Origin of the sequence: Clostridium moutaii, from assembly GCF_041205085.1 — a bacterium.
Lineage (GTDB): Bacteria > Bacillota > Clostridia > Clostridiales > Clostridiaceae > Clostridium_B > Clostridium_B moutaii.
On the sequence record NZ_JBGEWD010000001.1, the window covers coordinates 301,453 to 324,161 of the forward strand.

Here is a 22,709-nt window from a genome sequence, read left to right on the forward strand (position 1 = left end):
CTATAAAAGGAGATGATGTAAATGTTCAAAAAAGTATTTTCCTGTATACTGATATCAATTTTTCTGGCATGCTCAAGCGGAGCTGTGGCGAATGTAAAAGCCAGTACTTTAGCTGCACCTGATAAAACTGAATTTACAGTGAGCATTGATGGAAGTAGTATCCCATCAAAATATGTACAACCTTATCAGGATTCAAACTCAGTAGTTATGGTTTCCCTCAATGTGTTGTCTTTAAAATTAAATTCAAAACTGCAGATAAAAGGTGACAGTGCTGTATTAACTACTCCTGATTATACTGTAAAGCTTGAAAGCACTAATAAAAAAGTATCTGTAAACAACAAAAATATTAACTTATCCACAGCACCTGTGATTAAAAATAATTATGTTTTTGTACCCCTTGAATTCTTTAGTCAGGTGTTTGACAAAACCATAAACTGGGACAGCAGCACCAAAACAGTTAAAATATCCACTCCTTTAAAAAACACATTGAATCAAGGAGGATATTCCTACACTTCACAAAAATTAGATACCTATTTAAATACACTGCAGAACACGGATAATTTTCATGGAAGCGTACTTGTAGCCCAAAACGGAAAGATACTTCTGGACAAAGGTTACGGCAAATCGGATTTCGAGCAAAACATACAGAATGCACCGGACACCACATTTCCAATAGGTTCCATGACCAAACAGTTCACAGCCATGGCAATAATGCAGCTGGTGGAAAAGGGATTGATAAATGTAAATGATCCACTCTCCAAATATATTCCCGATTTTCCAAATGGAAATATCATAACAATAGAAAATCTTCTCACCCACAGTTCCGGAATTGTAAACTGCACCAATCTCCCTGAATTCTGGAGCATGAGTCAGGACTCTTTAAAAGATATAAACAAGGTAATAGATCTATTTAAAAATAAGCCCCTGGAATTTAAACCGGGAACCAATTTCAGCTACAGCAATTCGGGATACATTCTTTTAGGATATATAGTTACAAAGACAAGTGGAATGAGTTATGAAGATTATCTTGAAAAAAACATCTTCCAGCCGCTCAACATGAAAAATACGGGATTGAGCTACAAGGGCACTGAAAAAATATATTCTTCTACAGGTTACAGCGGTTATCTGGACGTCTATCCTGTAAGCGACGAAGCAACACTGAATGGATCCTACGGTGCAGGATGCCTGTATTCCAGTACAGAAGACCTTTATAAATGGGACAGGGCTCTTTATACTGAAAAGCTGGTAAAGAAATCCACTCTGGAAAATATATTTTCAAATCATATAGCCATGACACCCTCCGGCCCCTACTACGGTTACGGCTGGATGCTCGCAAGTGGAAAATACGGAAAGGAAATATACCACGGTGGAAATACAGTTGGATTTACAAGCAATATAGCCAGGTATCCGGACAAGGATCTCACTATAATTATTCTCAGCAATATAGGTTATTACAATATAAATCCTCTAAATGATACTCTGGCAGATATAGCCCTTGGCGGAAGCTATGAACTTCCAAAGGCAAAGCAGATAGTTAATGTGGACAGCAAAACCCTTGATAAATATGTGGGTAATTATAAGCTTCAGGGAAATCTCGGAAATGTCTCCATAACAACTGATGGAAAAAATCTCTATTTTGAACAGAACAGCAGCGGTGAAAAATATGAATTGTTTCCTCAGTCACAAAATGAATTTTTTCTGAGAATAGCGGATGTAAGTCTCAAATTCAACATTGACAGTAAAAATGCAGTTACAGGACTTGAATTATACCAGCTGGGATTTGATGTACACGCTGACAGATCGGAATAAGAAGGGACAAACAGGGGTCTGACCCCCTTACAGAAAATGTAAGTGGGCCAGACCCTAACTTGTCCTCTAAAGCAATTTCAAAATATCTTCTTTCATCTTCAAAAGTTTCTGTGAAAACAGCCTGTTTTCTCTGTCGTCCCTGTTAAAATCCACTGCTATCTCTTTTTTCACCCTCCCTGGTTTTGAAGAGAGTACATATATTCTGTCTGAAAGCACAATGGCCTCCTCAATGTCATGAGTTACAAAGAGTATACTCCTGCCAAGCTTCTCCCTCATGCTTAAAATCCATTTCTGCATCTTTCCTCTGGTTATGGAATCAAGCGCGCCAAAGGGCTCATCTAAAAGCATCACTTCCCTGGAAGAGAGAAAAGTTCTCAAAAAACTGGCCCTCTGTCTCATTCCACCTGAAAGCTCATAAGGATATTTATTTTCATAGCCGCCCAGCCCAAATATGTGAATGTATCTTTTTGCATCTTTTCTCGACTGTTTCTTATCCCTTCCCTTTATGTCAAGGGGCAGCACCACATTTGAAAGTACAGTCTTCCAGGGCAGGAGTAAATCCTTCTGCTGCATGTACCCTATATCATCCTTTACAAAAACCCTGCCTGTGTCTTCATGTATGAATCCCGTTATTATGTTGAAAAGTGTACTTTTTCCACAACCGCTGGGTCCAAGGATGGAGACAAATTCTCCTTTTTCAAGATACAGGGATATATCTTGAAGTATTGTTTTGTCTTCAAACCTCTTGCACACATTTTCAAGTTCAATCATTACTTCATCACTGTTATTTTGGCAGGAATTCGTTTGTGAATGCATCACTTGTATTTAACTCCTTTTTTATAAGACCTTTGTCCTTTAAAAATTTGGCATAACGCTGCCATACTTCGGATTTCATAACTCCCCATCTAGGTGCATCCGCCACATACTGCTTAGCCATATATTGTTGACTTTGCACAGCAAGATTTTTGTCTATCTCAGGTGCATATTTCAAAAGTATATCTGCACTTTCCTCAGGGTGCTTTATAGAGTATTCATATCCTTTTGCAGTAGCTGCCAGGAATTTTTTTACCTTTTCGGGATTTTTGCTTATAATCTTGTCACTGCTTATAAGAATAGGTGTATAGTAGTCAAGAGCCGGATCCAGATCTTTAACAGGTATATAATCCAAATCTTCACCTTTCAACTTTGCCTGAATTCCAGTCCATCCTTCAAAAATCCATGCAAAATCTATATTCTTTTTTGTAGCTGCAAAGAAATCGTCATTTCCAATATTCACTATTTTAACCTTGCTGAAGTCCCCTCCGTCTTTCTCCATGACAGCTTTAAGTACTGCTTCTTCAGAAGGCGATCCCCAGCCTCCGTATACTTTTCCTTCAAAATCCTTGGGAGTTTTTATGTTCTTGCTTTTAGGTGCGGCAAAACCTGACGTATTGTGCTGAATTATAGTGGCAATAGCCTTTACAGGAAGAGGATTGTCACTTGTAAGTGCATAGGTGACATCCTCCTGATAACTGACTCCGAAATCACCTTTCCCAGCTGCTATGAGATTTGTGACGCTTCCCTCGGAAGGCTGAACTATTTTGACATCCAGTCCTTCATCCTTATAATATCCTTTATTCAAGGCCACATACAATCCAGTATGATTTGTATTCGGAGTCCAGTCCAATATTACAGTTGTCTTGTCTAAGGAATTTGATGTTTCCTTTTTATCATTTGTCCCGCATCCGTCCAATGCCAGTACGATTGTAAAAATAGCCAGTATTAAAAATATAAATCTGCTTTTTTTCATTATTATCCCCTCTTATTTCCAATGTATTATTTTTTTGCCTATAAAGTCTATCATATAGATTATTGCAATGCTCACTGCAACAATAACCAGAATTGAGGCAAATACCTTGTCCAGCTGATAGGCGTTTTTGGCCCTCACCATGTATACACCTATTCCGCTGTCTCCCCCCAGCCATTCACCTATAATTGCAGCCATTATCATGTAAGTTGCGGCAATCTTCAAACCTGAAAAAAAGTTGACCAGAGCATAGGGAAGTTTTAGATGGTAAAATATCTGTAATTTTGATGCCTTCATATTATGGAACAGATTTATGTAGTCCATGTCTATTTTTTCAAGACCATCTACAAGGCTTACAACTATGGGAAAAAAGCATACCGTTATTACAACTATTATCTTGGGAAGTGCTCCAAATCCGAACCATATTATAAAAAGCGGTGCTATGGCTATAGTGGGAACTGTCTGGGATATTAATAAAATAGGATAAAGTGATTTTTTGACCACATGAAAACTGTCCATTATTATAGCCAGTACAAAAGAAAATACTATGGATATGAAAAATCCTATAAAGGATTCATAAAGCGTGGTTTCCGTATTTTCCATTATATTTTTAAAGTCCGAAGCAAGAGTCTTTATAATATCCCATGGAGAAGGAAGAATATAAGGCTGTATATACTGAAAGCTCACTATTATCTGCCATAAAACCACAACTGCTGCTATGGTAACTACCGGGTATATCTTATCTTGAATATTTTCTGATTTTTTCATTTTAAACACCTTAAATTCATAATTTAAATCTGTTAAAATTGCTGGATATTTTGTCTTTAACCTCTTCATATTGAGTCCCTTTTATACTGGAGATCTTTTTTACAATATTTTCAACTTCACAGGGGTATCCATACTCTTTATTCACCCATTCAAGAGAAGTGGGTCCGTCTGTTTCGGTCAATATTCTATCCATGGGAAGAATCTTCACTATTTCATCTGTAAGCCTGGAATACCCTATATCAACACTTATGGTAAAATAGCATCCCAATTTTAAAAGTTCTTTAAGAGTATCCACCTTTCCGCTGTACCAGTGAATTATAGGTGTTCTCAATTTATAACTTCTTATATATTCCAGTATTTTTTCTTCCGCTCCCTTGGTGTGAATATTTACTATCTTGTCATAGTATTTTGCCCTGTCCAGAAAGTATTCAAATACCCTGCCCATTTTGGGATATTTTTCACTCTCCAAAACCCAATAATAATCAAGACCTATCTCTCCTATGGCCCTGCACTCCTTGACATAACCGTCAAAGCCATCAAGATCACCGCAATTTTTATATGCTTCCCAGGGGTGTATTCCAAAACAGGGTATTATATTTTCATTTTCTGCACTTATCTTTTTTGTGAAAATATAACTTTTCAGATCCATGGAACATCCCAAAGTCACGATATCATCTTTTTCTATGATATCAAGTGCTTTTTTTAAGTTCTTGCCATAAAAATCCATGTGATTGTGAGCATCAACAAACATCTAAATTATCCCCCTATAAAACTTTGACAAAAAATAAAAGCACTATTTATAAATAGTGCTTCAGGATACGAATTGTAAAGCGGTTTCCCTACGTCGGAGTTACCCGAATCAGGTTCAAAGGGTTAAAGCTTTCACTTTTCTCAGCCGTCACGGCACCCCTGACACTACAGACAATATTAGATTTATTACATTATTATATTATCACTTATTTATAAATATGTAAATATTTTATGTACACATTCACAATTTATTTATCCAATTTGTCAATTGCATCATGTTTTAGTATATAATCGGAATATCCAAGCTGATTTAACACATCCTCCTCATCCTTCTTAAGGCTGCTGTTTTCAGGTATCCTTTTTCCGGTCTTGACATTGTAGTACACATCATCCTGGGAGGAATAATAATAATTTTTATCTATAAAAGAACCATTTCTAAATATAATCCTCTGACTATTGGGATTGAAAAGATCTTTCCCAAACATATCTTTTCCGGGAAGATCAAATAAATTACATACTGTAAGGTATATGTCCATTTCACCCCCATAGGTATTATTCACACCTTTTACCGATTCATCGGGAAAATGTATGAGAAGAGGCACTTTCTGAAGTTTTTCCCAGTTCACATCAGAAGTAGAACTCATATTTAAAAATTTGAACAGCTGCTGCTCTTTGTCCTTAGGTATTGCATAATGGTCACCATAAAGCATTACAACTGAATTTTTCAGTGTTCCATTTTCATCAAGTTTATCCAAAAACATTCCCAGCTGCTCATCTGTATAATGTATGGCCTGCAGATAATTTCCAATAAGACTTCCTTTTAAATTTCCCACATCAAAATTACCATATTTATCCACAGCATCGTAGGGGAAATGACTTGTGAGTGTTATTAAGAAAGCATAATAGGGTGATTTCATATTGTTCAATTTTACAAGTGACTGATTTAAAAAAGATTTATCACTTAATCCCAGCCCTATGGATTCATCTTGCCTATAACTTTTTTCACCGTAAAAATCATCAAATCCAAAGCGTTTGTACATTATATCCCTGTTCCAGAAATTTTCCCTAAAGCCATGAAATGCTGCTGTACTGTAGCCATTGTTTTTGAAGTTTTCAGGCATTGCCTGGAATTTATTTCCTGAATATAGAAAATAAACTGCTCCCGCAGGAGCTGGATACATGGAATTATTGGTCATGAACTCTGCATCGGAAGTACCTCCTGCAGCTACCTGATAGTAAAAATTATCAAAATACTCGGATCTCTTCACCCACCTGTTTAAATTTGGAGTTATCTCCTGTCCATTTATGGAAGCATTTATTACAAATTCCTGAAGAGCTTCCACCTGTATCATTATCAAATTTTTTCCCTTTACAGATCCCTTTAAGTTTTTATTATCCGATTTGTTTTTATCCATAAAATCATCTATGGTATCAACTTTTTCTTTAGAAATAGGTGCCAATTTAGTTATATTGGCAGAAATTGAATTGTAAATATCCAGACAGTGGTAATTTAAAATACCTAGTTTTCTGGTTATGTATACCTTATTGTACATTGTACTCAAAAGTCGTGGCTGCTCCTTGGACAGATTATAAAAGCTTTTAAAATCCGTCAATACCCCCAAAAAAAGAAGTACTACAAGCACTGATATCCTGTAACTTATGGAAATATCAGTTTTTCTGCTTCTAACACACTTATTTATAAACGGCACTATAAATATAACATCAAAAAAGTACAGAAAGTCTTTAAAATTCATCAAATCTGCCACACTGGATTTTACTGCACCCAATTGAAATCCGCTTATAAGTACAGGCAGGGATATAATATCCTTAAAATATCTAAAATAAATCAAATCGCTTACTATAAAAGAACTGATTATGATGTTCAATATATAGAGCATTTTTGAACGTACTTTTGTTTTAAAAATAAAGGATATGGAAACAATAATAATTACCGAGGCAATAGTTGGAATAAAAAGTGATTCAGTTTTTATATATCCTGTTTCCAAATGCCTGCCATATACTAATATTTTAAAAGTTACACATATTATAAAAAAGATTACATCTAAAAAATTCAGCAAAAATAAATTTACCCTATTCATATTAAATATCCTCGATTATCCAAATTCATATAACACTAAAATTATAAAACTAATCCACAAAATTGTAAAACAATATGTGAACAATAATGAAAGATTTTTTTATACCTATTTACATAGATGCCATAGTGTAGCATAATATATTTGTTATGGAAAGGTTAAAAATAACAAGGAGGTATGTATTTAATGGACGAAAAAGATGAAAATAAAAATGAGCTCTCAGTAGATGAAGATGCAAAAAAGCAGTTTCTAGAAGAACTTAAAAATAAAAATATGGAAGAAAAGAAAAAATTAGAGGAAACTAAAAGGAAAGAAAAACAGGAAAAAGAAGAACAGCTTAAGAAAACAAAAGAGCAGGAGAAACCAGAGGAATCCGGTCAGGAAGAAGAGGAACACCTTGAAAATACTAAAATTGACAATATTAAAGAGGAAAGCAATAAAAGTGATACAGTAGATGAAAAAAGTTCAGATGAAAAAACCTCTGATAATAGTTCTGGTTCTAAGAAGAAAAAAAGTTTGGTACCTGGCAATTTAAAATCTTCTATTATAGATACAGCTGTCACAGCTGCAATTTCATTAGCATGTCTATATTTATTTGATCTTATTTTGAGACTGTTGTTTGGATGTTATATAGCAGATATGAAAGGTATGTTTATAATAGTATTTTTAATAGTATTGATCTTATATCCTGTTATAATGAAAAGCTGCAAGTTGAAAAAAACATTAGGTGAAAAATTTTCTAGGACATCAAAAGGAGAAGATTAAAAATTGAAAAAGGGAAATGAGTATGAATTTTACATAAAAAAATTACAGTTTCCGGCTATGGGAATAGCAGAAGAAAATGGAATAAAGGTATTGATAAAAAATGCTGTTCCCGGTCAAAAAATAAAAGCACAAATTACAAAAAAAAGAAATAAACATGCAGAAGCCAAGATGCTAGAAATAATTGAAAATGTAAGTTATGCAATAAATCCTACTTGTCCCCATTTTAATCTTTGCGGTGGATGTAATTTTCAATTTATACCTTATAATATACAAGTTGAACTAAAAAAGCAGCAGGTTCTGGATTTGTTTGAAGAATCCTCCATTGAAAATTTTGAATTTATGGGTATAGAAAAAAGTCCCGAGGAATTTCAATACAGAAACAAAATGGAATTCACTTTTGGAGATTCACAAAAGGGCGGCATTCTGAACTTGGGCATGCACATAAAAGGAAAAGCATTTGACATTGTAAATGTGGATAATTGTAAAATAGTAGATGAGGATTTTACACTGGTGCTAAATAAAATTGTAACCTACTTCAGGGAAAATGAATTACCCTATTACAGGGTACGGAGTCACAATGGATATTTAAGAAATTTAGTGATTAGAAAAGGCAGAAATACAGGAGAAATTCTAATAAATATTGTAACAACTTCTCAAACTGAATTTGATTTTAGCCAGCTCACTAAAATATTAAAAAACCTAAATTACAAAGGCAGGCTAATGGGCATACTCCACACTACAAATGACAGTTTATCAGATGTAGTTAAAATAGACTCAATGGAAATATTATATGGAAATAATTATATAATAGAGGAAATTTTAGGTTTGAAGTTTAAAATTTACCCCGAGTCCTTTTTTCAGACCAATTCCAAAGCCACTGAAAGGCTGTACAGTATAATTAGAAGTTTTCTTGAGGATGCCTCTTCAAAAACAGTTTTTGATTTATACTGCGGTACTGGAACCATAGCACAAATACTATCCCCTCATGTAAAAAAAGTAATAGGTATAGAGCTCATAGAAGAAGCAGTAAAATCTGCCAATGAGAATACAAGATTAAATGGAATAGAAAATTGTAGATTTACAGCCGGAGACGTAGTACATGTAATGGAAACTTTAAAGGATAAACCTGACTTAATAATATTGGATCCGCCAAGGCCTGGAGTCCATCCCAAGGCACTGAAACAGATTATAAATTTCAATGCTCCAGAAATAATTTATGTATCCTGTAATCCCAAGACACTTGTCCGGGATTTAAATACACTAACTGCCTCCGGATATAGATTGGATAAAGTAAAGCTTATGGATATGTTTCCCCACACCCCTCATGTGGAAACGGTTGCTAAACTGGTTAGAAATGATGATCTATAGTATTTTCATCTTAAATCATCCCATAATATATTGTATAATGTAATTATCTTATATAATAGTGGAGGAATAATCAAGATGGAAGTAATATTGGATTTCGATTTTAAATTAAATAAGGCTCAAGTAATACAGACTATAAAATCCTATGGTAAAATACTGACAGATGAAGAAATGGAAAGCTTATATAATAAGCTTCTTCCCATAGTATATGAAACAATAGAACCAGTAGGTATATTTGATATACAAAAGAGAGAGGAAAACTTTAATTTTAAAATTATAAAAGATTATAATTACATAGTGTACTGTATTATAACTATTGGAGATACCTGCAGCAAAAAAATAAATGAGTTTTTTTCTTATGGAAACATGAAAGAAGGTATGGTAATGGATGCTATGCTCACTTCCTATCTATTTGAAGCAAGTTCCCAACTTTTCAACCATATTTATAATAAGTCCAAAGAATTAAAATTAGGATTAAGCTGCAGGATATCACCTGGTGATGGAGAAATACCACTTCAATATCAAAAATACATACTTGACAGACTAGATGCTGAAAATTTTTTAAATTTGACTGTCACAGATAGCTATATGCTTTCCTCAACCCACTCCATGGCATATATATATGGAGCTGATAAAAGCCTGCCCCTAAGCAAAAAAGATCATGATTGTTCCAGATGTCCCAACAGGGATCTCTGTAATATGAAAAATTCTTAATTTATACACTATGGCTATCTCAGTTTCTTTTTATATTTTGTTTTTTATTACGATTATTTCTAATTCTCTTATATACGAAATCCGAAGTAATCGCCAAAAGTAAAAACGCAGACAGCAATATTTCCAATTTATTGCCTAATTGAGAATAGAAATATGTAACTAATTCAATGACTAATATTACTGTTCCCACTGTAATAAGAAAATTTATTTTAAAATTAACATATTTCTTGTCCACGCCTTCTGCATCCAGCATGAACTTTTTACGTACTGACTTGCTGTATTTCATTCCCAGCCCTTGAATAATACCCATAAATCCTAAAAAAGTTAACAGACCTGTCATTGTTGAATCCATATAAGATACCTCCATATTTAAATATTTTCTCAGGATAAAGACACTTATTAAAAATTATATCACCATAACATATAAATTTCAAAATTTACATGATGATTTTGTACTTAGTTCATAACTTTGTTTAAAGAATAAAATATGTTATCATCTATATATGTTAAAATATTTATAGAATTCTAAGAGGAAGTGTCGTTAAATGGATTTGAATAAAATAAAAGGCAATACTTATTATATAGATAGTCCAACTAATTGTGGAATTTTTATTTTTAAAAATAAGAACTGCTTAATTGTAGATACAGGTATAAATAATAGTGAGGCTAAAAAAATGGACAATTTACTGACAGAAAATAACCTTCATCCTAAGTTTATAATAAATACCCACAGTCATTTAGATCACTGCGGCGGGAATTTATACTTTAAAAAGAATTATCCAGGTTGCCTGGTTTATACCTCTAAAAATGAAAAACTATTTATGGAAAATCAAGAACTTTTCTCATCTATGCTTTCATCTTCCTATCCTTCAAGGGCATTTGATAGAAGTAACAAACCTATAGATGTAGATTTTATTTTAGATTATGGAATAAACAAATTAAATGAAGAAAAATTTATCATTATTCCACTACCCGGTCATTCCATAGAACATATAGGCATAGTGACACCTGAGAAGGTATGTTTTCTGGGAGATTCCATATTCAGCAGTGAAATACTTGATAAATATTCTTTTCCGTACTTATATAATATAGAAGACAGTCTATTGTCATTAAATAAAATAAAGGATATAGATGCAGACTATTTTTTAATAGGACATTCTAAAAAATTACTTGATAAAAAGGGAATAATGGCTTTAGTGGATAAAAATATTTCCAATATAAATGACTACAAAAATGAAATTCTGGATCTCTTGGATCAACCTTTAACCCGGGAGGATATATTGGAAAATATAACCATACTAAATAATTTATCTTTAAATTTTTATGAATACCATCTAAACTTTGGTGGAATATCTGCCTTTATATCCTATTTATATAATAATAAACTTATAGATTATTCTGTGGAAGATGGTAAATTATATTATTTCAGTTCAAAATAATAAATTTTAAAAAAGGAAAGATAAGGAGCATGTCCGCTATCTTTCCTTTTTTATTCAAAGAATCATTTGATCTATTTTCCATCCTTTGGAGAAAAAGCATTGTCTTCATTATTCATTACGCTGTGACTTCTACTATAACAGAAATAAATTACAAGTCCTATACATAACCATAACACAAATACCATTTTGGTCAAGTGAGGAAGATTCCATATCAAATAAGCACAGAATAGTATAGACACTATTGGTACAAAAGGTACCCATGGACATTTAAATGGCCTGTTGTATTCTGGTCGTCTCTTTCTAAGAACTATGACGGATGCAGATACTATGATGAAGGCAAACAAGGTTCCTATATTTGTAAGAGTGGCCAATTCTCCCAGCGGAACAAATCCTGACAGCAACATTACTATAATTCCAACAAGAACAGTACTCTTTACAGGTGTACCATATTTAGGATGTACTGATGAAAAAACTTGAGGAAGCAATCCGTCTCTTGATAATGAGAATAATATACGGGTTGAACCATAACTCATAACCAAAAGCACTGAAGTAAGTCCGCATACAGCACCAACAGAAACCAAAGCGGATCCCCAGGAAATTCCTATTTGCTGAAGTGCAAATGCCACTGGAGCTGCAGTATCCTTATAGACATAATATGGCAATACTCCTGTCAATACTGCTGAAACTATAATGTATAAAATAGTACAAACTAACAGAGAACCTATTATGCCTATAGGTAAATCCTTTTGGGGATTTTTAACTTCTTCAGCTGCTGTGGAAACAGCATCAAAGCCTATATAAGCAAAAAATATAACTGCTGCGCCCTTAAATACACCACCAACACCATATGGGAAAAATGGATGATAGTTAACTGGTTTTATATGTCCTACTCCTAAGATTATAAACAGCACTACCACACCTAATTTTATTAAAACAAGTATGTCGTTGAGTTTGGCACTTTCACTAACCCCTCTAAAAAGGAAAAGCATTATTACAAATAAAATCAACACTGAGGGCAGGTTTATCATCCCTCCATTTAGACCTGGAGGATTAACTAAAGCCGATGGCAATTTGATTCCACCTGATTCCAAAAGTGCTACTATATACCCGGACCATCCAACAGCAACGGCTGAAACCGCTACCATATACTCCATCAATAAATCCCAACCTATCATCCACGCCCAGATTTCACCTAGACCCACATAACCAAAGGTATAGGCACTACCTGCAACAGGAATCATTGCAGCCAGCTCGGAATAACATAATGCAGCAAAAGAACAGGTAATTCCCGAAAATACAAAAGATAATATTAGTGCTGGTCCTGAATAATTTGCTGCCGCTACTCCTGTCAATACAAATATTCCCGTCCCCACTATAGCACCTATTCCAAGCATCATGAGTTCAAAAGGTCCTAATACTTTTTTTAATGCCTTTTTTCCCTTCGTTTCAGCTAATAGCGAGTCAAGCGATCTGGTCCTAAATACGGAATTACTAGTAGCCATATTTACACTCCCTTCAAAAAAATAATATTAATTAAATTTAAAACTAGTGTAATTATAGCATAAATTTATTTACTTGAATTAATATATAGAATATTCAGAATATTATCTATAAAATACGTTTTCAGTCTAAAGCTTTGTAAATTCAATAACCACAGGCGTTTTGGCAATTTAATTTCTTTCAAAAAATATGATTGTATTATTTTTACGTATATTTTTTTGTTATTTTATCAATATACAAAAAATTCATAGAATATATTCTTTAAATTATTCGCAATTATAAATAATATAAATATTCAGAACTATGAATGTAATCTAGCAATGCTGCAATAACTAATAAGGATATATTGCTAGTAATATAATGTTCTTTTACTTATACACAGCAATATATCCTCATATTAAAATAAACTATTCACTATTTTATTTCCATTCTGACTTATTACTCCATAATCATACACAGATATCAACTTTCCTTCATACTTTGTAATCTTGCCTGTAGTTAGTTCTTTTATTTCACCTGCTTCCGGACTATCCACATATATTTTTCTGTCTCTTGTAATATATATGCTGCTTTTATTCACATATTGCGGAAGAGTATATGTCTTCCAATTGTTTCTGTCTACTTTAAGATTTGTCACAAATATTTTATTAACTTTATTATCTTCACCATTTCCTATATAGATATTATTATTTTCATCTGTATTTAAAAGATAGTGCATTGCGTTTTCTCCAGTTGCTATTATTCCTCCCCTTCCAGTTCTGATTCTGTTGGATGTCCTATCTTCATATATGAGTTCATCTCCATTCGTACCATTTACAGCACCTATATTTCCAAGTTTGCATCTTACAAAATTAACCAGATTCATTCTTATCATTACATCAATTCTGTATATTCTGCTGTTTGTGTCCTCACTTCCCGAACTGGTTACATAAAATACATTACTTGCCCCTGAGAAAGCTATGTGTTTAGCTTCATAGGAATCATCCGGAAGTAATATGGAAAGCTCCTGATTTTTTTCTAAATTTTTCAGCGGATAAATTTCATCACGTTTTGCATCATATGATTCAAATTTTAAATTTCTTGAATTTCCTCCTGTACTTGTCTTTTCTGCTATAAGCAGCGTATCCGTGTCTAAATTCCATGTATAATAGGACAAATCATTTTCAAGACTAACCTGTTTTACATCATTTTTGATGGTGTCAACTACCTGTAAAGCCTGACCATCATAATAGGATATGTAATTTCCGCTGCTGGCTACTTTAACCTGCTCTGCATCTTCTGGTATCTTCACATTTATTTTATGTTCAGCCTGCTTTGAAGAAGTATCAACTTTTTTTATACTGAAATTTGTTTCCCCAGCAAAATAAAATTTATCCACAAAGAAAAGACCTATTAATTCTATAACTACAGGTATCAGACTCCACATAATTATTCTCTTAAAGTTTTTCATTACACACTCTCCTCTAAGGTTTTACATATATAACTGTAGCTACAGTTCTCTCTCCATTCCAATCACTTGGATTATTTATAACTTCTCCATTTAAATACATAGTACTGGATGACCCTCCATCTAAGTTGCTTGCATTGATTGCTCCCTGCTGCAAAAGTATGTTTTGGATATCTTTTAAAGAGGCCCCCAGTTTCAGTCCCTTTCTTCCATCTACAACAACCATGATTATGGTTCCATCTGCTTTTTGCCCTATGGCTGTTCTTGGATTTAATCCCTCATTTTGCACTGCTACAGTTTTTCCATTTATTATTAGTGAATTTCTGAAAGAAATGGCCTCCACCACATTTTGAGCAAGTAATTCATTTAGCGTATGATCCCCTACTATGAGTCTTCCGCTTGAAGTAAAAGCTGTAACATTTATTTTTTCATTGGCGTTTACATCGCTGTATATGAGCTTTCCTCCTGATATTACAATTCCCTCAGGATAGGCCCCTGTTCCTACCCAAAGCTTTCCACCGCTAGTCTTATCTGTAAATCCTCCTCCATTTATAGCAGCTACTGCTCCATTGCGTTTTGCTATTTCACTGGTTCTCTCTCCCACTTCACGTAGCTTGCTGGTATATCCTATGCGTATCCTTTTAGGATCATTTATTTCCAGAATATAACCATTAAATTTTGAAGTATCTATATCATATCTTTTTATGTTCTTATCCCCAACATGAGCTATATTTACATCATTTGGGTTTTCAGCTTCCCCACTTGTAGTCTGACCATCTTTTCCTTCCTGAAGTATTTGATTTATCTTGTCTTTTGACAAAAATAAGGTGGCTATATACTGGTGAGTAAAAGTCGCCATAGCCGTTCCCACTACTTGATTTCTTACATTTTTAAATGGCCCGTAAAATATAAGCACAGGGGCAGTTACTGTAATTACTATAAGTTCATAAATTATAAATATAAAAAACAATTTAAAAGAAAATTTCTTTTTCCTCTTTTTAGTTCTTCTCGTATTACCCATATTAAAATAACCTCCATATAGTAAACAACTATTTTATATTTTACTATTATCTTAAAATTATTTCCAGTAAAAAAGAATTATGTAACAATAATTTAAAAAACTGATCTGTTTTTCATTTAAACAAGATCAGCTTTTATTAAGATAAATTTAAATATAAATTATTTTCCTATATCTTTTCTAAAGTACATTCCATCAAAACTTATTTTTTTCAAGTTTTTATAAGCACATTCAATTGCACCATTTAAATTATCACCAATTCCATAGGCTGATAAAACCCTTCCCCCGCATGTTTTAAAAATTCCATCTTCTTTTTTTACGCCTGCTGTAAAAATATTGCTTTCACTATTTATACCCTTTATCTCAAATCCACTGTCATATTTTACAGGGTACCCTTTAGAAGCAGCTACAACACAGCAGCATGCGCCTTTTTTCCACTCCAGATTAAAATCCAGGAGCTTTCCGGAAAGAGCAGCTTGAATTAAATCTATAAAATCACTTTTCATAAGGGGAAGCACAGCCTGAGTTTCAGGATCTCCCATTCTGACATTATACTCCAAAAGATAAACTCCCTTTTTAGTTATCATAATTCCAAAGAAAATTATACCCGTATAATCCAGCTTTTCCTGCCGTATTCCCCTTAAAGTGGGATTCATTATATTTTCTTTAAAATCTTTTAGAACTTCTTCACTGCAATATGGGTTTGGAGCTATGGCTCCCATTCCTCCAGTATTTGGTCCTATACCGCCATCATAAATCTGTTTATGATCTTTTGAGGATATAAAAGGAATAATAGTATTTCCATCTGTTATAGTCAGTATTGAAGCTTCTACCCCCTGTAGGAACTCTTCAATAATAACATTTTTTCCCGCCCCCTTGAATACATCTTTTATCATAAAATCTTCTAGTGCCACTTTAGCTTCACTGTAATTCTGACATATGGATACCCCTTTTCCAGCTGCCAGTCCATCTGCTTTTACGACAACAGGATAACTGCAATTTTCAATATATTTTAAAGCTTTATTCACATTGTCAAAAATCTCATATTCTGCTGTTTTAATACCATATTTCTTCATAAAGTTTTTCGAGTAAATTTTGCTTCCCTCCAGCATAGAAGCTTTTAATGAGGGACCAAATATGCTAAGTCCCTTACTTTTAAATTTATCCACGATTCCATCTGTAAGTGGAATTTCAGGACCCACTACAGTTAAACCTATATTTTTTTTCAAAACAAAATCCATAAGATCATCTATCTTTGTTATATTCACATTGCTGCACTTGTGTTCCAACTCTATTCCACCGTTTCCCGTAGCACAAAATATTTTATCCACATTGGGACTTTGAGCTAATTTCCAGCAAATAGCATGTTCTCTTCCACCTGATCCTATCACCAATACCTTCAACTCATAATTACCCCCTTTCTATTTCAAATTAATGTTTAAAATGCCTTACTCCCGTAAACACCATAGAAATTCCATTTTTATTACATTCTTCTATGGAATCATTATCCCTTATAGATCCGCCTGGCTGAATTATAGCTTTTATCCCGTATTTTACAGCTTCCGCTACCACATCATTAAATGGGAAAAATGCATCAGATGCCAGTACCACACCATCTTTTGCCCTGTCCAGCGCCTGACATGCAGGCCATATTCTGTTTACCTGTCCCCCTCCAATTCCCTTTGCCATAAGATCTTTAACCACTACAATGGCATTTGACTTTACATATTTACAGACCTTCATTCCAAAAATCAAATTGTCAATTTCCTCTTTTGAAGGTCTCTTTTCCGTTACAACTTTCATTTCATCTACCAGTTTTGTATCTGCAGATTGTACAAGTATTCCTCCGTCTAATTTTGCTATTTCATAGCCATTTGTAGGTTTTGCCTCACATTTTATTATTCTTAAATTCTTCTTTTTCTTTAATATTTGAACTGCATTTTCATCAAAATCCGGTGCTATGACTATTTCCACAAAGATTTTCACTATTTCCTCAGCAGTTTTTGCATCCAATTTTCTATTCAGTGCTATAATTCCTCCGAAGATGGAAGTTGGATCACATTCATAAGCCTTTACATAAGCCTCATGAAGATCTTTCCCAATTGCCACACCACAAGGAGTATTATGCTTAACTGCGACACAACATATGTCATCAAATTCATTTACTGCTTTCCATGCCATATCCATATCCCTCATATTATTATATGAAAGCTTTTTACCGTTAAGCTGTTCAAAATCTTTCATAGGGGCTTTTCCTACGGTTTCAGTGTAATAAGCTGCACTTTGATGTGGATTCTCCCCATATCTTAAATTCTCCAATTTTTTATAAGACAAACTCAAGTATTCCGGATATTCCTCTTCCAGCAGGAAATTACTTATAGCTCCATCATAAGCAGACATCAAATTGAACACCTTTCCTGCCAGTTTTTTTCTAACCTCATATCTTACATTCCCTGAAGATTTTATTTCTTCAATTATCCCAGAATAATCATTTACATCAGTAACTACTATCACATCTTTAAAGTTTTTGGCTGCAGCCCTTATCATCGTTGGCCCACCAATATCTATAAACTCTATCTTATCCTCAAAACTTATATTGTCACATACTTTATCGAAAAAAGGATATAAATTTACAACTACCATATCTATGGGAAGTATACCCTTGTCCTTTATGGTATCCATATGCTTCTTATTGTCTCTCTTGGCAAGTATACCTGCATGTATAACCGGATGAAGTGTTTTAACCCTTCCGTCCAATATTTCATCAAATCCTGTAACGTCTGACACTTCTGTAACCTTTATTTTATTTTCAGCTAAATATTTATAAGTTCCCCCCGTAGATATTATTTCAACTTCCCTATTTGTTAAAAACTGTGCTAGTTCCAATAAACCTTCTTTATTATAAACACTTATAAGTGCACGTTTTATCATAATTTGCGCCTCCAATTATTTTATCTGCAAATTTTAACTTTTCCACTTTTTACTGTAACTTTATTTTCAGAAATAAGCTTAATAACTTCAGGAAGTGCTTTGTGCTCCTCTTTCAATATTCTCTTTTGAAGTTCCTCTGCCGTATCCTCAAAATAAACAGGCACTGCTTTTTGAAAAATTATAGGACCGCTGTCTGTACCCGTATCCACAAAATGCACAGTGCATCCAGATACTTTAACACCCTTTTCAACTGCATTCTTATGTACTTTTATACCATACATTCCATCCCCGCAAAATGCAGGTATCAGAGAAGGATGTATATTTATTATTTTATTTTCAAATTTTGAAATCAAATCCCCTTTAAGTATGGAAAGCCATCCTGCACATACTATCAAATCCACTTTCCCATACAGCAGCTTCAATATTTCATCTGATATTTTATCTTTGTAAATTTTTCTATCAACCACATGATATTTAACCTTATGCCTTTTAGCTCTTTCAAGAGCGTATATGTCCGGACGATCTGTTATCAAAAGCTCTATAGTACAATTTTTCAGATATCCATTTTCAACTCCATCTATTATGGATTGAAAATCCGTTCCACCACCGGAAGCCAGAACCGCTATTTTAAACATACTTTCTTTTCCCCTCTTCTTACAGTTCCTATTACGCATGCTTTTTCACCCATTTTACTGAGCTCAGAAATTATACCTTCGGAGTCTTTAGGATCTACACAAAGCACAAAACCTATTCCCATGTTATAAGTATTATACATCTGCTTTTCTTCTACTCCTAAATCCATGATATATTTAAATATATCGGGCACTTCATAACTTTTTTTGTCAATAACTGCAGTAAAATCTTCTCTAAACATTCTAGGTACATTTTCAAAAAAACCTCCGCCAGTTATATGAGCCATGGCTTTAATATTAAATTTTTTCAAAAGTCCTAAAACAGGTTTTACATATATTTTAGTAGGAGTTAAAAGCACTTTTCCAATAGTATCTTCACCAAAACTATCGTCAAAATCCTTTATAAGACTTCTTACAAGAGAATAGCCATTACTGTGAATCCCACTTGAAGTTATTCCTATAAGTGCGTCCCCTTCTTTTACCGTACTCCCGTCTATTATGCCGTCTTTTTCCACAATTCCTACAGCAAAGCCTGCCATATCATAATCACCTTTAGCATAAAAGCCGGGCATTTCAGCTGTCTCACCGCCAATCAATGCACATCCTGCTTGAATACATCCTTCCGCTACACCTTTCACCAGATCAGACGCAACCTTTGCCTGTAAATTAGAGCAAGCTAAATAATCCAAAAAGAAAAGCGGTTTTGCTCCATGACATAAAATATCATTTACACACATGGCAACGCAATCTATTCCCACTGTATCATATATATTCATTTGAAAAGCTATCTTTAATTTTGTTCCAACTCCGTCCGTACCCGAAACAAGCACGGGATTTTTGTATTTTCCCAATTCAAACATGCCTGCAAAACTCCCAAGTCCATTCAAGACACCTGGAATAAAAGTCTTTGCTGAATATTCCTTCATAAGTTTTACAGATTTATAACCTTCTTCAATATTAACACCTGCATCTTTATACGTTACCATGCTAAACCATCCTTTACTCTAAATAATTTTTGTCCTTTTCCATAGGTGCAGATATTGGATAAACTCCACTAAAACATCCTACGCAGTATCCTCTTTCAGCATTACAGTCTAAAGATTTTAAAGTTCCGTCTATACTGATATATCCCAGACTGTCCGCTCCTATTTCATCTCTAATCTCTTCTATTTTTGCACTGGAACCTATGAGTTCATTTCTGTAAGGAGTGTCAATGCCAAAATAGCATGGATATTTTACAACAGGAGAACTTACTCTAAAATGGACCTCTGTAGCTCCAGCTCTTCTCAGTATCTGTACAAGTTTTTTGCTTGTAGTTCCCCTTACTATGGAGTCATCAACTATCACAACTCTTTTGCCCTCAACATTTACTTTAAGCGGATTTAATTTTACAGCTACAGCTTTGGATCTGAGTTCCTTGGAAGGAGATATAAATGTCCTTCCCACATACTTATTTTTTATAAAACCTATAGCATATGGAATACCCGAAGCCTCCGAATATCCAAGTGCAGCTGGTATTCCCGAATCAGGAACACCTATTACCACATCTGCTTCTGCCGGATTTTCACTATAGAGTATTTTTCCTGCCTTGATTCTAGAGGTATAAACATTTATCCCATCTATAGTGCTGTCTGGTCTTGCAAAATATATATATTCAAAAGAGCAGGTTTCACATTTTGTCTTTTCTGCAAAATTTATAGATTTAATTCCATCTTCATTTATTATGACAATTTCTCCGGGATCTACATCTCTTACAAAATTCGCACCTATTGAATCCAGTGCACAGCTTTCAGAGCACAGTATATAATCTCCATTTAACTCACCTATGCAAAGAGGTCTTATTCCATTTGGATCCCTAACACCTATGAGCTCATTTTCCGTCAAGATAACAATAGCATAAGATCCTTTTACAGCCTGAACCGCATCTACTACAGCTTTACCTATATCTCTTTTTGCCTCCCGTGCAATAAGGCTTAAAATAACTTCTGAATCCACAGAAGTTTGAAAAATATACCCTGCGTCTTCTAGAAGCGCTCTTATAACATCTGCATTAACTAAATTACCATTATGCGCTATAGCAATAGATCCCAATTTATACTTAACTATAAGAGGCTGGGCATTGTTTAAAGTACTGGATCCGGCTGTAGAATATCTCACATGGCCTATAGCGCTTTTTCCCTTTAGCCCATCCAGCAATTTTTTATCAAATACGTCTGAAACAAGTCCCATTCCCTTATGGTATTTAAATTCACTTCCATCGGAAACTACAATTCCTGCACTTTCCTGTCCTCTGTGCTGCAGCGCATAGAGTCCATAATAGGTCAGAGATGCTATATCTAAATCATTTTTAGAAAATATACCAAATACACCACATTCATCTTTAAATTTATCCTCTTCCAAATCAATACAGGAACAAGTGTTAAATTTATCATTTAAAGTGCACATAAAATTCTCTCCTTTTATACCCATAGAATAAGTATTTTAACTAATTATTGCTTATTCTTTTTAATATTTCCTCGTATGCTTCCTTTACATTCCCCAAATCTCTTCTAAATCTATCTTTATCTAATTTTTCATTGGTTTTTGCATCCCACAATCTGCAGGTATCCGGTGATATTTCATCAGCTAAAAGTATTTTTCCATTAAATTTTCCAAATTCGATTTTGAAATCTATTAATTTTATCCCCTGCTTTAAAAAGAACTCTTTCAAAACATCATTTATCTTTGCTGTCATATCATAAATAACCTTGAGCTCATCAAAAGTAGCAGCTCCAATTCCAACTGCATGATAATCATTTATAAGAGGATCTCCAAGTTCATCATTTTTGTAACTCAATTCATAAACTGTAGTTTTAAGGGCAGTTCCCTCTTTTAAGCCCAACCTTTTTGCCATGCTTCCTGCTGCTACATTTCTCACTATTACTTCAAGTGGAATTATATCAACTTTTTTACAAAGCTGCTCCCTGTCACTTAATTTTTTTTCAAAATGAGTTTCTATTCCATGTTTCTCTAAAAGCTCAAAGAGCATTGAAGTTATTGTGTTGTTCATTACACCTTTATCTGAAATCTGTCCTTTTTTCTCTCCATTGAAAGCTGTAGCATCATCTTTATAATAAATTATAACTTTATTCTCATCCTCAGTTTCATAGACCTTTTTTGCTTTTCCCTCATATATCATCTTTCCCTTTTCCATCTTATAATTCCACTCCTTTTCCATTTTCATTAATAAATTTTTCCTTCATATTTTTTCTATATTCAATTAATTTCTTTTTAATTTCAGAATATTTAAGCGATAAGATCTCCACTGCCAGCATTCCAGCATTGTAGCTATTATTTATGCCGACTGTAGCAACTGGTATTGATTTTGGCATCTGCACTATTGAAAATAGGGAGTCAAGCCCTGAAATAGCTGCATTAAGCGGCACTCCTATAACAGGTACCGTTGTATTAGCTGCAATAACCCCCGGAAGATGTGCCGCAAGACCTGCACCTGAAATAATACACTCACAGCCTTCATTTTCCAGCCTTTTTACAGTTTCTAAAAGTTTTTCCGGAACTCTATGAGCTGATAAAATATAAGCTTCATATTCAATATCAAACTCTTTTAACGCTTTAGCCGCTCCTTTCATCTTATCAATGTCAGAACTGCTTCCAAATATAATTGCTACTTTCATACGTATCCTCCTTAA

The 22,709-nt window shown here is 34.0% G+C and carries 21 protein-coding genes and 1 riboswitch; of the genes, 5 read left to right on the plus strand and 16 right to left on the minus strand.

All coding sequences use genetic code 11. From position 1 onward, the window contains the following. The first annotated feature begins 21 nt into the window (after positions 1-21). Entirely contained in the window at positions 22-1,809 is a 1,788-nt protein-coding gene (locus AB8U03_RS01615; RefSeq protein WP_369702785.1) for a serine hydrolase, read from the plus strand. Between the two features lie 66 nt (positions 1,810-1,875). Here AB8U03_RS01615 and AB8U03_RS01620 read toward each other — a convergent pair whose 3' ends face one another. From AB8U03_RS01620 to AB8U03_RS01640, 5 genes are all read right to left on the minus strand, one after another. After that, a complete protein-coding gene (locus tag AB8U03_RS01620; RefSeq protein ID WP_369703015.1) occupies positions 1,876-2,625 on the minus strand; it encodes an ABC transporter ATP-binding protein in 750 nt (249 codons plus the stop codon). After that, positions 2,594-3,598: an ABC transporter substrate-binding protein gene (locus AB8U03_RS01625; protein WP_369702786.1), complete on the minus strand. Its 1,005-nt coding sequence runs from the start codon at positions 3,596-3,598 to the stop codon at positions 2,594-2,596. Before AB8U03_RS01625 ends, AB8U03_RS01620 begins: the two co-directional genes overlap by 32 nt. A 12-nt stretch (positions 3,599-3,610) precedes the next feature. Beyond that, positions 3,611-4,363 (minus strand): ABC transporter permease, encoded by a 753-nt coding sequence (locus AB8U03_RS01630; protein WP_369702787.1) that lies wholly within the window; start codon positions 4,361-4,363, stop codon positions 3,611-3,613. A gap of 16 nt (positions 4,364-4,379) precedes the next feature. Continuing rightward, positions 4,380-5,114, minus strand: a complete 735-nt coding sequence (locus AB8U03_RS01635; protein WP_369702788.1) for a TatD family hydrolase — start codon at positions 5,112-5,114, stop codon at positions 4,380-4,382. A gap of 67 nt (positions 5,115-5,181) precedes the next feature. Next, a riboswitch (TPP riboswitch) is annotated at positions 5,182-5,284 on the minus strand. A 77-nt stretch (positions 5,285-5,361) separates the two neighbouring features. Beyond that, positions 5,362-7,212, minus strand: coding sequence for an LTA synthase family protein (locus AB8U03_RS01640; RefSeq protein WP_369702789.1), 1,851 nt, complete (start codon positions 7,210-7,212; stop codon positions 5,362-5,364). Positions 7,213-7,395: 183 nt separating this feature from the next. On the opposite strand from AB8U03_RS01640, the gene AB8U03_RS01645 reads away from it, so the two are divergent. The 3 genes from AB8U03_RS01645 (at position 7,396) to AB8U03_RS01655 (ending at position 10,053) form a co-directional block, all read left to right on the plus strand. Beyond that, a complete protein-coding gene (locus AB8U03_RS01645; protein WP_369702790.1) occupies positions 7,396-7,974 on the plus strand; it encodes an RDD family protein in 579 nt (192 codons plus the stop codon). A gap of 3 nt (positions 7,975-7,977) precedes the next feature. Next, positions 7,978-9,342, plus strand: a complete 1,365-nt coding sequence (gene rlmD / locus AB8U03_RS01650) for a 23S rRNA (uracil(1939)-C(5))-methyltransferase RlmD (RefSeq protein WP_369702791.1) — start codon at positions 7,978-7,980, stop codon at positions 9,340-9,342. 75 nt (positions 9,343-9,417) lie between these two features. Further along, positions 9,418-10,053, plus strand: coding sequence for a 5-methyltetrahydrofolate--homocysteine methyltransferase (locus AB8U03_RS01655; RefSeq protein WP_369702792.1), 636 nt, complete (start codon positions 9,418-9,420; stop codon positions 10,051-10,053). A gap of 19 nt (positions 10,054-10,072) precedes the next feature. Here the strand turns inward: AB8U03_RS01655 and AB8U03_RS01660 are convergent, their stop codons facing one another. Beyond that, complete coding sequence (locus AB8U03_RS01660; protein ID WP_369702793.1) at positions 10,073-10,405, minus strand: hypothetical protein; 333 nt, start codon at positions 10,403-10,405, stop codon at positions 10,073-10,075. A 193-nt stretch (positions 10,406-10,598) separates the two neighbouring features. On the opposite strand from AB8U03_RS01660, the gene AB8U03_RS01665 reads away from it, so the two are divergent. Continuing rightward, positions 10,599-11,492 carry an MBL fold metallo-hydrolase gene (locus AB8U03_RS01665; protein WP_369702794.1) on the plus strand — a complete coding sequence of 298 codons (894 nt, stop codon included), beginning with the start codon at positions 10,599-10,601 and terminating at the stop codon, positions 11,490-11,492. A 71-nt stretch (positions 11,493-11,563) separates the two neighbouring features. On the opposite strand, the gene AB8U03_RS01670 is transcribed toward AB8U03_RS01665, so the two are convergent. The 10 genes from AB8U03_RS01670 to purE all read right to left on the minus strand — a co-directional run bounded on the left by AB8U03_RS01670 (position 11,564) and on the right by purE (position 22,694). Beyond that, entirely contained in the window at positions 11,564-12,994 is a 1,431-nt protein-coding gene (locus AB8U03_RS01670) for an amino acid permease (RefSeq protein ID WP_369702795.1), read from the minus strand. 395 nt (positions 12,995-13,389) lie between these two features. Further along, complete coding sequence (locus tag AB8U03_RS01675) at positions 13,390-14,442, minus strand: hypothetical protein (RefSeq protein WP_369702796.1); 1,053 nt, start codon at positions 14,440-14,442, stop codon at positions 13,390-13,392. Positions 14,443-14,455: 13 nt separating this feature from the next. Further along, positions 14,456-15,460, minus strand: coding sequence for a phosphodiester glycosidase family protein (locus tag AB8U03_RS01680; RefSeq protein WP_369702797.1), 1,005 nt, complete (start codon positions 15,458-15,460; stop codon positions 14,456-14,458). A gap of 158 nt (positions 15,461-15,618) precedes the next feature. Further along, positions 15,619-16,860, minus strand: coding sequence for a phosphoribosylamine--glycine ligase (gene purD, locus AB8U03_RS01685; protein WP_369702798.1), 1,242 nt, complete (start codon positions 16,858-16,860; stop codon positions 15,619-15,621). Between the two features lie 28 nt (positions 16,861-16,888). Then, positions 16,889-18,388 (minus strand): bifunctional phosphoribosylaminoimidazolecarboxamide formyltransferase/IMP cyclohydrolase, encoded by a 1,500-nt coding sequence (gene purH, locus AB8U03_RS01690; RefSeq protein WP_369702799.1) that lies wholly within the window; start codon positions 18,386-18,388, stop codon positions 16,889-16,891. 20 nt (positions 18,389-18,408) lie between these two features. Then, the gene (gene purN, locus AB8U03_RS01695; RefSeq protein ID WP_369702800.1) at positions 18,409-19,023 is read right to left on the minus strand and encodes a phosphoribosylglycinamide formyltransferase; all 615 of its coding nucleotides are present in this window, start codon (positions 19,021-19,023) and stop codon (positions 18,409-18,411) included. Continuing rightward, entirely contained in the window at positions 19,011-20,006 is a 996-nt protein-coding gene (purM, locus tag AB8U03_RS01700) for a phosphoribosylformylglycinamidine cyclo-ligase (protein WP_369702801.1), read from the minus strand. The genes purN and purM overlap by 13 nt, the downstream gene beginning before the upstream one ends. A 13-nt stretch (positions 20,007-20,019) precedes the next feature. Beyond that, entirely contained in the window at positions 20,020-21,465 is a 1,446-nt protein-coding gene (gene purF / locus AB8U03_RS01705; RefSeq protein WP_369702802.1) for an amidophosphoribosyltransferase, read from the minus strand. 40 nt (positions 21,466-21,505) lie between these two features. Continuing rightward, positions 21,506-22,213: a phosphoribosylaminoimidazolesuccinocarboxamide synthase gene (purC, locus tag AB8U03_RS01710; protein WP_369703016.1), complete on the minus strand. Its 708-nt coding sequence runs from the start codon at positions 22,211-22,213 to the stop codon at positions 21,506-21,508. A 1-nt stretch (position 22,214) separates the two neighbouring features. Next, on the minus strand, positions 22,215-22,694 hold the full coding sequence (purE, locus tag AB8U03_RS01715; protein ID WP_369702803.1) for a 5-(carboxyamino)imidazole ribonucleotide mutase: 480 nt from the start codon (positions 22,692-22,694) through the stop codon (positions 22,215-22,217). Between the last annotated feature and the right edge of the window lie 15 nt (positions 22,695-22,709).